Here is a 13,675-nt window from a genome sequence, read left to right on the forward strand (position 1 = left end):
ACCGATTGCGCCAAATCAGTGTGATCTTATCCGAAGAACCAGCTTTTCGGATTATCAATCGGGCTGCCGTTAAGGGCGCGCAAAACGCCGATCACGTTGCGCCCGATAAACCACGCGGTAGTATAAAGCGCCATCAGGCCGACAATCGCCCAGCCCAGAAGCGGCACCCATCCGATCACCAGCGTGAAAAAGCCCAGAATGATCGCATAAAGGATGCTGATCCAGAATGTGCGGATGATGAATGTGTAATGGCTGTTGGTCCAGTGATCATCATCCTCGCGCGCGACATAGGCAACAATCAGCGCGATCAGACCGGTGGCAAAGGCGGTAAACAGGGTCGCGATCATCAGGCCGTAGCAGACGACAGCCGTATTGCCGCCGCGCGTATCTGCATATTGCGGGGCATTGTCAAACGATGCGTCCTGACCTGTCATCCGGTCACTCATGGGCGTTGTTCCTGTGTTGTGGGGCCGTTCATCAAATCACCGGCTCTTTCCAGCATATAGCGAGAAAATTACCAAATGCTATCTTCGGTTGGGTGAACCGGCATTCCGGGGCATTTTTTAACGCGATAACACGAAATTCATCGCAACGGGGCGGCTTTTGCCTCGACTCTTGTGATTTCCGCCCTACATTTGGCCCCATATCACGCAATGATCAAGAATAAGGATTTCCGCATGTCGGACTATGATTTTGACCTGTTTGTCATCGGTGCCGGATCGGGCGGGGTGCGGGCCGCGCGCGTTGCATCTGGCTATGGGGCGAAGGTCGCGATTGCCGAGGAAAGCCGCGTTGGCGGTACCTGTGTCATTCGCGGCTGTGTGCCCAAAAAGCTTCTGGTTTACGGCGCACATTTTGCCGAGGATTTCGAAGACGCGGCGGCCTATGGCTGGACCCTTCCGGGCGAACCGAGCTTTAGCTGGAAAAAGCTGATCGCCAACAAGGATGCGGAAATCGACCGCCTGAATGGCATCTATCACAAGCTTCTGGCCGGTTCGAACGTCAAGCTGTTCGAACATCGCGCAACCTTCAAGGACGCCCATACCGTTGTTGTGGGGGGCGAGGAAGTTACCGCCGAACGCATCCTGATCGCGGTTGGCGGTCATCCGACCCTGCCCGACATTCCGGGCATCGAACATGCGATTTCCTCGAACGAGGCCTTTCACCTCGAAGACCTGCCAAAACGCATCGTGGTTGTTGGCGGTGGCTATATCGCGGTTGAATTTGCCGGGATTTTTGCAGGCCTTGGTGCACACGTCACACAGCTTTATCGCGGCGATCAGATCCTGCGCGGCTTCGATCACGATATCCGCAACCATCTGGCCGAGGAAATCGTCAAAAAGGGTGTCGATCTGCGCTTCAACACCAATGTCACCGCGATTGAAAAACAGTCCGACGGCAGCCTGAAACTGACCCTGACGGGCGGGGGTGACATGGAAGTCGACGCCGTGATGTTTGCCACCGGTCGCGCGCCCAATACCAAGGGTCTCGGGCTTGAGGCCGTCGGGATCGAAACGAACGATAACGGTGCGGTCAAAATCAACAAGGGCCTGCAAACCAGCGTTCCGAACATCTATGCGGTTGGTGACGTCACCGACCATGTGCAACTGACCCCGGTTGCGATCAAGGAAGGCATGGCCTTTGCCGATACCGTCTTTGGCGGCAAACCGTGGTCGATGTCCTATCAGGCGATCCCGACCGCCGTCTTCAGCCAGCCACCGGTCGGCACGGTCGGGCTTAGCGAGGAAGAGGCACGCGCCAAAGGCGGACCGGTTGAAATCTATAAATCCACCTTTAAACCGATGCGCCACACCCTTTCGGGTCGCGATGAAAAAACCATGATGAAGCTTGTCGTCGACAAAACCACCGACGTTGTCCTTGGTGCGCACATGGTCGGCCCCGACGCCGCCGAAATCATCCAGGGCATCGGCATTGCAGTCCGCCTTGGCGCAACCAAGGCCCAGTTCGACCAGACCGTCGCGGTGCATCCGTCGGCAGCGGAAGAATTCGTCACCATGCGCTTCCCGGTCGCGGATTAAGGCACCGACCACGCGCGACCATCACTCACCGTCATTCCCGCGAAGGCGGGAATCCAGACTTCGGTGCCAAGTGCACCAGCAATCGGTGAATGGCAGATACAATCAAGGCGGCATCCCTGTGGTGCCGCCTTTTTCATACTTCAATCGAGGAAAAATAAGTATCGTGTCCTTACGTTTTGGGGAAATTGGCGTTCACGTTTTTTGCGGGTCAAGCTCCCACTCAATTTCTTTTTCTGCTAATGTTTTCCTGATTGTGAATGAGAGTTTGAGGCATGAAGATGAGAGAGATGTTGTGAAATTCTGCTTTGGTGCAGTTGGCTTTCTAATCTTGTTTCTTGCTTTGTTTAATTCGCCATTGGCGACAGCAAATCAGCTTGTCTTATGTGATGAGATAGGGGCTTTGAAATTTGATGATGCTCGTGCGGGGCGTCCTGTTCCAATTGAAGATTACGACCCATTTGACGTTTCTACCGCTTGCGCTGAGGCCTTGATTGCTGATCCGGGAAATCCAAGGTTCCATTTCCAGTTAGGAATCGCGATGGCGATGTTGCTTGAAGCTGACAAGGCGCTGGAGCATTTGGAAATCGCGGCGTCAAAAAATTATGATGCGGCTCAAAAGTTTTTGAAAAGATTTGATAAAAAGAAGGCTGAGACGATGGTCGGCCCTTTATCGCAACCTGACGAAAACTTCAGTGCAGCGCTTGATGAATGCGATCTTATCGGCGCGATGCCCACCGATGTAAGAAGAGTTGGGCAACCGGTTCCTTACGAAGAATATAACGCCAAAGCGGTTGAGGTTGCGTGCAGAAACGCGCTTGAGACTAATTCAGACAATCCCAGATTCCACTTTCAGCTAGGTATGGCCCTTTTAGGAGCCGGTAACGTGAACGAGGCTTTGAGGCATTTAAGTTTTGCAGCGGATGAAAACTATGTTGCAGCCAGATTGGCTTTGGCAAAATTCTATGAAAAACTGGGAAAATAAGGCCTAATACTATATCTTTTCAAAACGCCAACGGCGCATTATCCACGACCTCTTTCATCACAAAAAACGTCCGCGTTTGCCGGACACCGGGAAGCGCGATCAGTTGGTCACCATGCAGGTGATTGAAGTCCGCCATGTCGCGGACCCGGATTTTCAGGAAGTAATCGAAATCTCCTGCCACCAGATGGCAATCAAGGATGAAGGGCAGCTTGCGGCACGCGGTTTCGAACGCAGCGAAACTGTCAGGGGTTGAGCGGTCCAGCACCACGCCAACCATCACCAGTGCCGCGCGATCCACCTTGTCCGGGGCGATCTGGGCGCGGATGGAGGTGATATATCCTTCCTCGAACAGGCGTTGCATCCGGCGATGGCAGGTGGCCGGGCTGACATTGACCCGTTTGGCGATATCGGCATTGCCCATCCGTCCGTCAGTTTGCAGCAGTCGCAGAATCTTTTGATCGATGCGGTCTATCGGGTTGGCATTCGCGGGACTGGCAGGCTGGGTCATGAAAGAACCTTCCGGAATTCTGTAAATTTTCGAAATTCTAGGCACATTTTGATGCATGATGAAAGCTTCGTGTGAAAAATTGGCGCGAAGTTCGAGAACACCTTTCACGCGCTTGGCGGTAGCATTTCCCTTCATGAGGTTCGTTTCCCATGTCGTTCTGCAAATCAGGGAGTGCGCGATGCGCCTGGATAAATTTGAAAAATACAAACTGACCTTTGGCCCGACCCCGATCGAGGCCCTGCCGCGTCTTTCCGCCCATCTTGGCGGTGATGTCGAACTTTATGCCAAGCGCGAGGATTGCAATTCCGGGCTGGCGTTCGGCGGCAACAAGGTTCGCAAGATGGAATATATCATCCCCGACGCGATCAAATCCGGGGCTGATACCCTTGTCACCATCGGTGGTGTGCAATCCAACCACACAAGGCAGGTCGCGGCCATCGCGGCCAAGATCGGCATGAAATGCCGTCTGGTGCAGGAAAGCTGGGTGCCGTTTAACGATGCGGTTTATGACCGGGTCGGCAACATCCTGATGAGCCGCGTCATGGGGGCCGAGATCGAGCTGGTCGACGAGGGCTTTGACATAGGCATCCGCGAAAGCTGGGAAGCCGCCCTTGAGGATGTGAAGGCCAAGGGCGGGGTGCCTTATCCGATCCCGGCCGGGGCATCGGTGCATAAATATGGCGGTCTTGGCTTTGTTGGTTTTGCCGAGGAAGTCCGCGCCCAGGAAGCCGAGCTTGGCTTTAAATTCGATTATATCGTGGTCTGCACCGTCACCGGTTCCACCCATGCCGGGATGGCCGTCGGATTTGCCGCCGATGGCCGCGCGGACAAGGTGGTCGGCATTGATGCGTCGGGCACGCCCGAACAGACCCGCGCACAGGTTCTGGCGATTGCGCAGAAAACTGCCGATCTGGTCGAACTTGAAGGCGGCATTTCGGATCGTGACCTTACCCTGATCGAAGATTACGCCTATCCGGCTTATGGCGTGCCATCCGATGAAACCAACGAGGCGATCCGCCTGTGTGGTCGTCTTGAAGGCATGATGACCGACCCGGTTTACGAAGGCAAATCGATGCAGGGCATGATTGATCTGGTCAAAAAGGGCTACTTCCCCAAGGGGTCCAAGGTTCTGTATGCCCATCTTGGCGGTGTGCCGGCGATCAATGCCTATAGCTATCTGTATCGCAACGGCTGATCGGGCGGAAAGGCAAAAAAGGGGGAAGCCGGTGGCTTCCCCCTTTTGTCGTTAGCGCCCGGTGATCCCCGGGAAGATGATCAGAAGGGCAACTGCAAGCACCTGCAAACAGATAAACGGCAGGAGCGAGCGGAAGATAAGCCCGAGTGATATATCCGGTGGTGCCACGGATTTAAGGTAAAATGCTGCCGGGCCAAAGGGCGGGGTCAGGAAGGAAACCTGCATATTCATGGCAAACAGCACCCCGAACCACACAGGGTCATAGCCCAGTTCCCGAATGATCGGGACAAAGATCGGCATGGTCAGAAGCGCAATCCCGACCCAGTCAAGGAACATGCCGAGAACGAACAGGATCAGCATCATGAACAGGATGATGATGGTCGGGTCATCGGAAATGCCGGTAATCAGCGCCGAGACAAACTTGATCCCACCCATCAGATTGAACACCCCGACAAGGGCCGATGCGCCGATCCCGATCCAGACGATCATGCCGCAGGTCGATAGGGTTTGGAGTGATGCGGCCTTCATCATCGACCAGGTGAATTCGCGTCGTAAAATGGTCGAGGCAATCACACCGGCAACGCCAACGGCGGAGGCTTCGGTAACGGATGCAATCCCGCCATAGATCGAGCCCAGAACACAAACCACCACCATGATCGGCAGGAACAGTCCCTTGAGCAGGCGAAGTTTTTCCGCGTTCGGGATTTTTTCGGTTTGCGGTGGCGGGGCGATATTGTCGCTGGTGTAACTGCGGAACAGGACATAGGCGACGTAAAACCCGGCCAGCATAAAGCCGGGGATGAAGGCCGCAGTAAACAGATCACCAATGGATACATTCGCCGTCAGGCCATAGATGATCAGAACGATGGAAGGCGGGACCATGGTGCCCAGCGAGCCACCGGCACACACCACGCCAATGGCCAGCTTTTTGTCATAGCCCTGACGGAGCATCTGCGGCAGGGCCAAAAGGCCGAGCAGAACGATTTCGCCGCCGATGATGCCGCTCATGGCGGCGAGGATGACGGCGACAAAAATCGTCTGGACCGCAACCCCGCCCTTAAGCCGCCCGCCAAACAGGCGCATGGCATCAAACAGGTCTCGCGCAATGCCGGACCGGTCCAGAATGGCCGCCATCATGACGAACATCGGCACCGAGACAAACACAAAGGATGTGACAAAAGAATAGACCCGGCTGGTGATCAGCGGGACGGCCATCGGCCCGAACCAGCCAAGCGTAAACAGCAGTGCGATCAGAAGGGTGACAAATGCTAGCGGCATCCCGGTGATCAGGAAGCCGAGCAGCATCACGAACATCAAAAGCGTGCCGTATTCGATGCCAAGCGATTGCAGATCAAACATCGGTGGATATCCTGTTCACCGCGCCCGAAGGGCCGCGCAGGTAATTGATCGAGAGAATGATGAACTGGATCGTCAGTGCGATCAGGACAATCAGCATGAAAATTTTCAAAAGCCCCGGATAGGGGGCGTTAAACGCGCTGCCGGTGGTTTCAAGATGAATGTCGCCCGCAGGCGTAAAGGCCGCGCGTTTGACCATCAGCCATGCCGCCCAGGCAAAAAAGCCTGACGAGATGGCGCAAATCAGTGAAATGACAATATCAAGCGATTTGCGCAGTTTCGGCCCGGCAATGTCATAGATGATCACCACACGGATATGGCGGTTGCGCGATGCGCAATACAGTCCGCCGAATATGAAGCCCGCTGCGGCCAGTGCCGTTGTGGTTTCATGGCCCCACAGGGTCGGGCTGTTGAAGACATGGCGCATGAAAATTTCAAAGATCAGGATCGCCATTGCCAGCAAAAAACCTATGGCAAACAGCGGTGCGATCTTTGTCACCGCCTGCCCGAACAGGCCGCTTTGTTCGAAAACCTCGTCAGGATTTTCGACGATTTCGTCTATTTTTTCCTCGATCTCATGCTGCGAGAGGGGCGAGGGCGGTTGGGAAACCATTTTTCCATTCCTTGCGCCGTAACAGAAGGCCAATGGGCTGTGTGAGCTGTATTGTGATCAGGTATCAGCCCGGCAGCGGGGAGGCCGCCTGCATCCCGCCGTCTCGATACGGGGGCAGTGCCGGGCTGAATCCTTTGCCATGTCTTTCCGGGCCGTGCAAAACGACCCGGAAAACATGGCGTTATATGAGGATCAGATCATGCCCTGTGCGGTCAGATACTCAAGCAGGGTGTCATAAACCTTGCGGGCATTGTCCGAACGTTCAGCGACCTTTTCCCACTGGCCCGTGGCGATTTTGCGGAACTTGTTGCGTTCCTCCGCCGACCAGTTGTGGATGGTTATACCGCCCTCGGCGCGGGCCTTGGCAACGGCTTCCATGTCTTTCATCGCAAGCTGCGCATCCATGTCACGCGCCAGGTCGCGTACCGATACCGTCAGGATTTCCTGAAGATCGGCGGGCATGGAATCCCATTTTGCCTTGTTAACCGAAACTTCGAGCATCGGCATGGAATGGAAACCCGGATAGACCGGATGTTTGGCCACGTCATGCAGGCCCATCGCCTGGTTGGTCGAGAACACGGTCGCATCCGCAGCATCAATCACCTTTTTATCAAGGGAAGTGAATACTTCGGATTGCGGGATATTGACCGGTGCGGCTCCGGCAGCGGCAAAGACTTCCTGCACCATGCCTTCGGGCGCGCGCATTTTAAGGCCCTTGAGGTCGTCAACACCGTCAAGTGGCTCGGATGACACAAATGCCTCCAGCCCCGGTGTGACGGCCCCGATGAACTGCAACCCGTAAGGGTTGAGCAATTCGTTCATCAGTTCCTTGCCGCCGCCATATTCGACGAAACGCAGCATTTCAGACGGGGCCGACCATGCGCCGACCGGGTTGGCGATCAGGCCGAATGCCGGGTCCTTGCCGGTAAAGTAGCTGGTGTCGGTGATGTGGCCGTCAATAATGCCAGCACCAATGGCATCCTGGGTTTCGGCATGTTCGACAACCGATCCGACCGGCAGCATTTCAATGGCAATGCGTCCGCCCGACATTTTGCCGACACGTTCGGCCCATTCCTGTTCGATGACGAAGTTCGGCACGCCAGCCGCGTCGCTTGACTGGACTTTAAGGGTGAATTCCTGTGCATTTGCGGCCAGCGGCGATGCCATGATCAGGCTGGCGGCAAGAGCAGTTCCGGCGAGTGTCTTGAACGATAGGGTCATTTGTCTTCTCCCTGGGTTACCGGTTTTCCGGCGGTGTTATGCGTTTTGGTGGATGGACTGTCGATTTCGCCTGCTGCAAGACGCGCAGTAATGGTCGAAACCACGGCTTCAATCGGGGCATCGATGGAAACAGTCACGCTTGTCTCCTCCGGCCCCAGCGGTTCGAGATCGGCCAACTGACTGTCAAGCAATCCGGACGGCATGAAATGACCGACCCGACGTTCCAGCCGGGAAAGGATCACGTCGCGCGAACCGTCCAGAAAAACAAACATTGTAGGCTCCATATGGCGACGCAGAAAATCGCGATAGCGTCGCTTTAACGCCGAACAGGCAATAAATATTTTTGGCGTAATCTGCCCGGCATCAATCTTCTGCGCGGTATCGGTCGCCGCTGCACCAAGAGACGCCAGCCAAGGCCAGCGCATCTCGTCATTAAGCGGCATGCCGTTGCGCATGTTTTCAACATTTTGCGGGGGGTGATAATCGTCCGCGTCAAGCCACACACCGTTACAGGCGGTGGCAAGGCGCTGTGCGACCTCGGTCTTGCCCGATCCGCTGACACCCATCACGATGACAAATTCGGCTTTGATGGCTGTTCCTCCCGCCACTTTATTTTGTCTTTTCTTGAGCGGGGCTTGCCCGCCTTGGTTTGTTAGCGCTAACATAATGATAGCGCTAACATCGAGTCAACAGATATTGTGAAACCTGTGGATCGCGGATATGAGGAAGAAGGCATGAGAAGGGAAACATGAGAAAACGCAGAGGGGCCGGACGGCCGACCATTGCAGATGTGGCCGACAGGGCCGGCGTCAGCACGATCACCGTTTCACGGGCATTGCGTGATCCGGCCAAGGTTTCCAAAGCATTGCGTGAACGCATCGATGCTGTCGTCCGCAAACTTGATTACGTTCCTCATTCCCATGCCAGTGCGCTGGCATCGTCGCGGTCTCACATTGTGGGCGTGATCGTACCGTCGCTGACCAACAACGTGTTCGCCGATACGCTGCGCGCGATCTATGACGAACTGGAGCAAGGCCCGCTTCAGGTGCAGCTTGGCAATTCGCGCTATGTCGCAGCCGAGGAAGAACGCCTGATCCGTATTTTCCTTGGGCAACGCCCGGCGGCCCTGATTGTTGCCGGCGGGGACCAGACCCCTGCGGCCCGTTTGTTGCTTGAAAATGCCGATTGCCCGGTGGTCCAGATCATGGAAGTCGATCCGGACCCCATTGATATGATGGTCGGCTTTTCGCATTTCGAAGGCGGTCGCGCGGCCGGATATCACCTTTTGCAGCGCGGATATCGCAGGATTGGTTTCATCGGGGCACGGATGGACCCGCGGTCACGCCGCCGTATGGAAGGTTTCGCCGAAGCATTGCGTTCATCGGGCCGGTATGACCCGGATCTGTTCATGACCACAACCCGATCATCAAGCACATCGCTGGGCGCGGAACTTATCGGGGCGTTACGTGCAAAACGTCCCGATATAGAGGGGGTTTTTTGCAATAACGATGATATGGCGCTGGGCGTTCTGTTTGGCTGTCAGCATGCCGGGCTGCACGTGCCAGAAGACCTTGGCATCATTGGTTTCAACGATCTTGAAATGATGGCGGCCGCCTGTCCGTCACTTACCAGCATCCGGACAAACCGATACGGGATCGGCAAAACGGCGGTTGATATGATCCGGGCAAGGCTGGACGGGGAAGAACCGGAAAACCGTGTTGTCGATCTTGGTTTCCAGTTACAGGAACGCCAAAGCACTGCGCGGCGGGCCTGATATCCTGTTTTAATCCCGGTTGAGAGGGAAACGCCCGGCCAGCTCGGCCACAACTTCCTTTGGTCCCGAAATCCGGATATGCGTGCCGTTGCTATCAAACTGCCGGTCCAGAACCGTAATCCCATCCTGTGCGCAGGCCTGTTCCAGCGTTCCGGCATCTGAAAAAGCGGCAAACAGTTCGGCCTCTCCCTCTGGGACATAATCGATGACATCGGCAACGCTGCAAACCGCATTGGCAGCACCACTATAAGCGCGCACCAAACCGCCAGTGCCAAGCTTCACGCCGCCGAAATAGCGCGTGACGATCACCGCAACATTAACCAGGTCGCGCCCCTGAAGCACCTTGAGGCACGGCACGCCTGATGTGCCCGATGGTTCGCCATCATCCTTGCCATGTTCGATCAACTGGTCTTCGTCATTCAGGTAACGATAGGCGGTAACATGATGATTGGCCTTGGGATGGGCCGCGCGCAATTCCGCCAGTCGCGTCGCGAGATGGTCATAAGGGACCAGTTCGGCCAGAAAGCGCGATTTCTTTTCTTCGGTTTCGGCAAATGCAGGGCGAGTGATGGTTTTCATCACGACTGGATAGCAAAGGCAGGCGCATTGCACCAGCGCGCTCAAGCATTAAGGGCGAAACAGCGCGAATTTGCCGATCAGGATCACCCCGAAGATCACCAGCATGATCAGGACCAGCTTGCGGAAACTTTCCGCATCCATGCGTGATCTGACAATGCCGCCAAGCTTGGTGCCCAGATAAACCGGAATGAGCCCGGCAAGCGATATCCAGACGCTTTCAAGCGTCATCAGGCCAAGTTTCGAAAGCCCAATCGCCATGACGATGCTTGATAGACTGAACGAAATATTGATTGCCTGAATGAAGCGTTTTGGGTCGAGACGAAGGGCCAGAAGGAAGGGCAGAACCGGCATGACCTGTGATCCGGTAATGCCATTGACAAGCCCCGTTGCGAACCCCGTCACCGGGGCCAATGGTTTTTGCAGTTTTTCCGGTACGGGCCGTCCGGGCCGCCACAGCGTCAGCGCGCCATAAACCATCAGGACGATACCCAGAACCGCCCCCGCCATCAGACTATCGACCAGATCAAGCACCGCAAGTCCGACGACAAGTCCCGGAACCGTGGCAACAAACATCGGCCAGAATCGTTTGACGGTTTCGCGAAAATGCCCGGCCTGCACCATAACGATGGTATTGCTGACCAGTGATGGAATGATCACCAGCGGCATCGCGGCTTTTAACCCGATACCAAGCGCGAGAACCGGCAGGGCGGATGTCGAAAAGCCAAGCCCGGTTGCCCCTTTGACAAAGGCGGCAATGAAATAGGCGCTCGCAATGATCACTGCCGTTTCGATTGTCATGGATATTCCGTCAGATCAGCGAAGTTGAAATGCGAGGGGTGGCAAATTTGCGCGCAGTGTGCCGCGATATGGGGGATCGCGCAATTGAATGCTGATGACTATGTATTCTGACGGGCCATGATGCATGCGATATGGTTTCTGGCCTGCGCCCTGATCTGATTGCCGGATTCGTAAGGTTTCCGTTGCCCGAACGGGAACGGCGATCATCCCAAATCCATCTGGAATGGTGGTTTGGGGTGGAACTTTGCGTGTTATTTGTTGGGATTGGCAAAAATTTGCGGTTTTTTCTTTGCGAATTGCACGGAAGGGGTGGAAATGCGGTTGCAAAACCCGTATCAAGTTTGGCCCGGTTGACAGCACCGGTTGAATGGGCGGAAATCCGCCGTGACGCTGATTATATGGTATAGTAACGGCATGATGAACATGCCGGATTGAGAGGAAGCAAATGAGCAAGAGCTGGAGCATTGATAGCTGGCGCAACCTGCCTGTAAAGCAGATGCCGACTTATCCGGATGCACAGGCCCTCAAGGCCGTAGAGCAAGAGCTCGGCAGCTATCCTCCTTTGGTATTTGCTGGCGAAGCGCGCGCGTTGAAAGAAAAGCTTGGCGAAGTTGCGGAAGGCAACGCCTTCCTGCTCCAAGGCGGGGACTGCGCCGAAAGCTTTAAGGAATTTCACCCGAACAACATCCGCGACACCTTTAAGGTCATGTTGCAGATGGCGGTTGTTCTGACCTATGGCGCGGCGTGTCCTGTGGTCAAGGTCGGTCGTATGGCCGGGCAGTTTGCCAAACCGCGTTCGGCGGATACGGAAACCATCGATGGTGTCGAACTGCCAAGCTATCGCGGGGACAATATCAACGGCATCGAGTTTACCCCCGAAGCCCGTATTCCGGACCCGCAGCGCCAGATTCGTGCCTATAACCAGTCGGCATCGACGCTGAACCTGCTGCGTGCCTTTGCGCAAGGCGGTTTTGCCGATCTGAGCAAAATACATCGCTGGAACCTGTCATTTGTTGATAACAGCCCCGCGGGCGAACGATATAGCAAGATGACGACCCAGATTGATGAAGCCGTTGCCTTCATGCAGGCCTGTGGCATCACGGCCGAAACCGCACCGCAGATGCGCGAGACGGATTTCTATACCTCGCACGAGGCGCTGTTGCTGGGGTACGAGCAGGCCCTGACCCGTCAGGACAGCCTGACCGGCGACTGGTATGACTGTTCGGCGCATATGCTTTGGATTGGTGATCGTACCCGTCAGCTTGACGGGGCGCATGTTGAATTCATGCGCGGGGTCCACAACCCGATCGGCATGAAATGCGGTCCGACCACCGACGAAGACGATCTGATCCGTCTGATCGATGCGTTGAACCCGAAAAACGAAGCCGGTCGTCTGACCCTGATCGCACGTATGGGGGCGGGCAAGGTTGAAGATCACCTGCCGCGTCTGGTGCAGCGGGTCAAGGCCGAAGGCCGCAAGGTTGTCTGGTCCTGCGATCCGATGCATGGCAACACGATCAAGGCGGCGAACGGTTATAAAACCCGTACGTTCGATGCGATCCTGTCGGAAGTCAAATCGTTCTTTGATGTGCACAAGGCCGAGGGCACCCATGCCGGTGGCGTTCATTTTGAAATGACCGGTACTGATGTGACCGAATGCATTGGCGGTGCGCGCGAAGTGACCGAGGATAGTCTTTCGGATCGTTACCACACTCATTGCGACCCGCGCCTGAATGGCGGGCAGGCGCTTGAACTTGCGTTCCTGGTGGCCGAAATGATCAAAAAAGAACGTGACAGCGTTCGTGCAGAACAGTTTGCAGCGTCGGCATAATTGACCATCTAAATGCGGGAACTGATAAAGGCGTCCGGGTAACCGGGCGCCTTTAATTATAGGGAATGCGCTCTCTGAGGGTTGAATATAAGGGTTCTTCTATTTAAAGGGCGCGCATTCGGGGGCTGTTTTGTTAATTCTGTCCCGGTGCATGCATTTTGCCCCTACACTGATGCGGGTAACATCCTTAAGTATAGAGAATCGCGCGGCATTACTGTGCGCTGACAAGACATGATGTGAAACAATGAGGTCGCACGGAACATGGTGGATGAGGCGGATTTCGCCGAATGGCAGAAAAAAGTAGAGGGAACCAATATTTCCTCGACGACGCTGCTTGCGACCGATTACCTGAACCATTTCAATGAAATCGTGATGCTTCTGGAAATGGTTCCGGATATGCCCGACATGCTTGAGGATTGCAAGGAATGGGCGCCCAAAAGCTATCAGGACCATTTCCGCGACAGTGCATTTTCGGACAAGGAACTGGCAATCGAGGCTTATGACCATGTGCCCGAACGATTTCGCCGCCCGTTCGAGGAAACCATCGAACATATGAATGCCATCGTGTTTCGCGCCAATGAACAACTTGAAGTGCTGATTGCCGAGGGTAATGAAGGTCTTTTGCGTGAAACCGCCAGCACGGTGACATTGTCCTTGCAGCGTTTCATGGATGTGGCGAGCGGTATTATCCATGGATCGGCCAAAACCATGAGCCAGGACGAAATCGACGCAGCCCTTGCCCTTTAGGAAAGGGATGAAATGATATTCCGGTCTGGTAT

Annotated in this window: 14 protein-coding genes; 6 read left to right on the top strand and 8 right to left on the bottom strand. The window is 55.3% G+C overall.

The window, feature by feature from the left end:
• Positions 1-26: 26 nt before the first annotated feature.
• A complete protein-coding gene (locus LG297_RS03505) occupies positions 27-446 on the bottom strand; it encodes a hypothetical protein (protein ID WP_071239413.1) in 420 nt (139 codons plus the stop codon).
• A gap of 231 nt (positions 447-677) precedes the next feature.
• Between LG297_RS03505 and gor the strand changes: the two genes are divergently transcribed.
• Positions 678-2,039 carry a glutathione-disulfide reductase gene (gor, locus tag LG297_RS03510; RefSeq protein WP_404425184.1) on the top strand — a complete coding sequence of 454 codons (1,362 nt, stop codon included), beginning with the start codon at positions 678-680 and terminating at the stop codon, positions 2,037-2,039.
• A gap of 163 nt (positions 2,040-2,202) precedes the next feature.
• Positions 2,203-3,021: a tetratricopeptide repeat protein gene (locus LG297_RS03515; RefSeq protein ID WP_404425186.1), complete on the top strand. Its 819-nt coding sequence runs from the start codon at positions 2,203-2,205 to the stop codon at positions 3,019-3,021.
• A 19-nt stretch (positions 3,022-3,040) separates the two neighbouring features.
• Here LG297_RS03515 and LG297_RS03520 read toward each other — a convergent pair whose 3' ends face one another.
• A complete protein-coding gene (locus LG297_RS03520) occupies positions 3,041-3,529 on the bottom strand; it encodes an Lrp/AsnC family transcriptional regulator (protein ID WP_404425188.1) in 489 nt (162 codons plus the stop codon).
• Between the two features lie 178 nt (positions 3,530-3,707).
• Here LG297_RS03520 and LG297_RS03525 point away from each other — a divergent pair, with 178 nt between their 5' ends.
• Complete coding sequence (locus LG297_RS03525) at positions 3,708-4,724, top strand: 1-aminocyclopropane-1-carboxylate deaminase (RefSeq protein ID WP_404425190.1); 1,017 nt, start codon at positions 3,708-3,710, stop codon at positions 4,722-4,724.
• A gap of 51 nt (positions 4,725-4,775) precedes the next feature.
• Here LG297_RS03525 and LG297_RS03530 read toward each other — a convergent pair whose 3' ends face one another.
• From LG297_RS03530 to LG297_RS03545, 4 genes are all read right to left on the bottom strand, one after another.
• Complete coding sequence (locus tag LG297_RS03530) at positions 4,776-6,083, bottom strand: TRAP transporter large permease subunit (protein ID WP_404425192.1); 1,308 nt, start codon at positions 6,081-6,083, stop codon at positions 4,776-4,778.
• Positions 6,076-6,693 (bottom strand): TRAP transporter small permease subunit, encoded by a 618-nt coding sequence (locus LG297_RS03535; protein WP_404425194.1) that lies wholly within the window; start codon positions 6,691-6,693, stop codon positions 6,076-6,078. Before LG297_RS03535 ends, LG297_RS03530 begins: the two co-directional genes overlap by 8 nt.
• 192 nt (positions 6,694-6,885) lie before the next feature.
• Positions 6,886-7,914: a TRAP transporter substrate-binding protein gene (locus LG297_RS03540; protein WP_404425196.1), complete on the bottom strand. Its 1,029-nt coding sequence runs from the start codon at positions 7,912-7,914 to the stop codon at positions 6,886-6,888.
• Entirely contained in the window at positions 7,911-8,522 is a 612-nt protein-coding gene (locus LG297_RS03545; RefSeq protein ID WP_404425198.1) for a gluconokinase, read from the bottom strand. The genes LG297_RS03540 and LG297_RS03545 overlap by 4 nt, the downstream gene beginning before the upstream one ends.
• Before the next feature lie 140 nt (positions 8,523-8,662).
• On the opposite strand from LG297_RS03545, the gene LG297_RS03550 reads away from it, so the two are divergent.
• The gene (locus LG297_RS03550) at positions 8,663-9,688 is read left to right on the top strand and encodes a LacI family DNA-binding transcriptional regulator (protein WP_404425200.1); all 1,026 of its coding nucleotides are present in this window, start codon (positions 8,663-8,665) and stop codon (positions 9,686-9,688) included.
• Between the two features lie 9 nt (positions 9,689-9,697).
• On the opposite strand, the gene LG297_RS03555 is transcribed toward LG297_RS03550, so the two are convergent.
• Positions 9,698-10,267, bottom strand: a complete 570-nt coding sequence (locus tag LG297_RS03555; protein WP_404425202.1) for an IMPACT family protein — start codon at positions 10,265-10,267, stop codon at positions 9,698-9,700.
• Between the two features lie 48 nt (positions 10,268-10,315).
• Positions 10,316-11,065: a sulfite exporter TauE/SafE family protein gene (locus LG297_RS03560; RefSeq protein ID WP_404425204.1), complete on the bottom strand. Its 750-nt coding sequence runs from the start codon at positions 11,063-11,065 to the stop codon at positions 10,316-10,318.
• 445 nt (positions 11,066-11,510) lie between these two features.
• On the opposite strand from LG297_RS03560, the gene LG297_RS03565 reads away from it, so the two are divergent.
• Entirely contained in the window at positions 11,511-12,896 is a 1,386-nt protein-coding gene (locus tag LG297_RS03565; RefSeq protein ID WP_404425206.1) for a class II 3-deoxy-7-phosphoheptulonate synthase, read from the top strand.
• A 261-nt stretch (positions 12,897-13,157) separates the two neighbouring features.
• Positions 13,158-13,643 carry a hypothetical protein gene (locus LG297_RS03570; RefSeq protein ID WP_114122316.1) on the top strand — a complete coding sequence of 162 codons (486 nt, stop codon included), beginning with the start codon at positions 13,158-13,160 and terminating at the stop codon, positions 13,641-13,643.
• Positions 13,644-13,675 lie beyond the last annotated feature (32 nt).

The organism is Thalassospira australica, assembly GCF_044790785.1.
Taxonomy (GTDB): domain Bacteria; phylum Pseudomonadota; class Alphaproteobacteria; order Rhodospirillales; family Thalassospiraceae; genus Thalassospira; species Thalassospira australica_A.

Excerpts from the sequence above, each read along its gene's own strand:
- LG297_RS03505 (WP_071239413.1), bottom strand. The coding sequence starts at position 446 with ATGAGTGACCGGATGACAGGTCAGGACGCATCGTTTGACAATGCCCCG.
- gor (WP_404425184.1), top strand. The coding sequence starts at position 678 with ATGTCGGACTATGATTTTGACCTGTTTGTCATCGGTGCCGGATCGGGC.
- LG297_RS03520 (WP_404425188.1), bottom strand. The coding sequence starts at position 3,529 with ATGACCCAGCCTGCCAGTCCCGCGAATGCCAACCCGATAGACCGCATC.
- LG297_RS03525 (WP_404425190.1), top strand. The coding sequence starts at position 3,708 with ATGCGCCTGGATAAATTTGAAAAATACAAACTGACCTTTGGCCCGACC.
- LG297_RS03530 (WP_404425192.1), bottom strand. The coding sequence starts at position 6,083 with ATGTTTGATCTGCAATCGCTTGGCATCGAATACGGCACGCTTTTGATG.
- LG297_RS03535 (WP_404425194.1), bottom strand. The coding sequence starts at position 6,693 with ATGGTTTCCCAACCGCCCTCGCCCCTCTCGCAGCATGAGATCGAGGAA.
- LG297_RS03540 (WP_404425196.1), bottom strand. The coding sequence starts at position 7,914 with ATGACCCTATCGTTCAAGACACTCGCCGGAACTGCTCTTGCCGCCAGC.
- LG297_RS03550 (WP_404425200.1), top strand. The coding sequence starts at position 8,663 with ATGAGAAAACGCAGAGGGGCCGGACGGCCGACCATTGCAGATGTGGCC.
- LG297_RS03555 (WP_404425202.1), bottom strand. The coding sequence starts at position 10,267 with ATGAAAACCATCACTCGCCCTGCATTTGCCGAAACCGAAGAAAAGAAA.
- LG297_RS03560 (WP_404425204.1), bottom strand. The coding sequence starts at position 11,065 with ATGACAATCGAAACGGCAGTGATCATTGCGAGCGCCTATTTCATTGCC.
- LG297_RS03565 (WP_404425206.1), top strand. The coding sequence starts at position 11,511 with ATGAGCAAGAGCTGGAGCATTGATAGCTGGCGCAACCTGCCTGTAAAG.
- LG297_RS03570 (WP_114122316.1), top strand. The coding sequence starts at position 13,158 with ATGGTGGATGAGGCGGATTTCGCCGAATGGCAGAAAAAAGTAGAGGGA.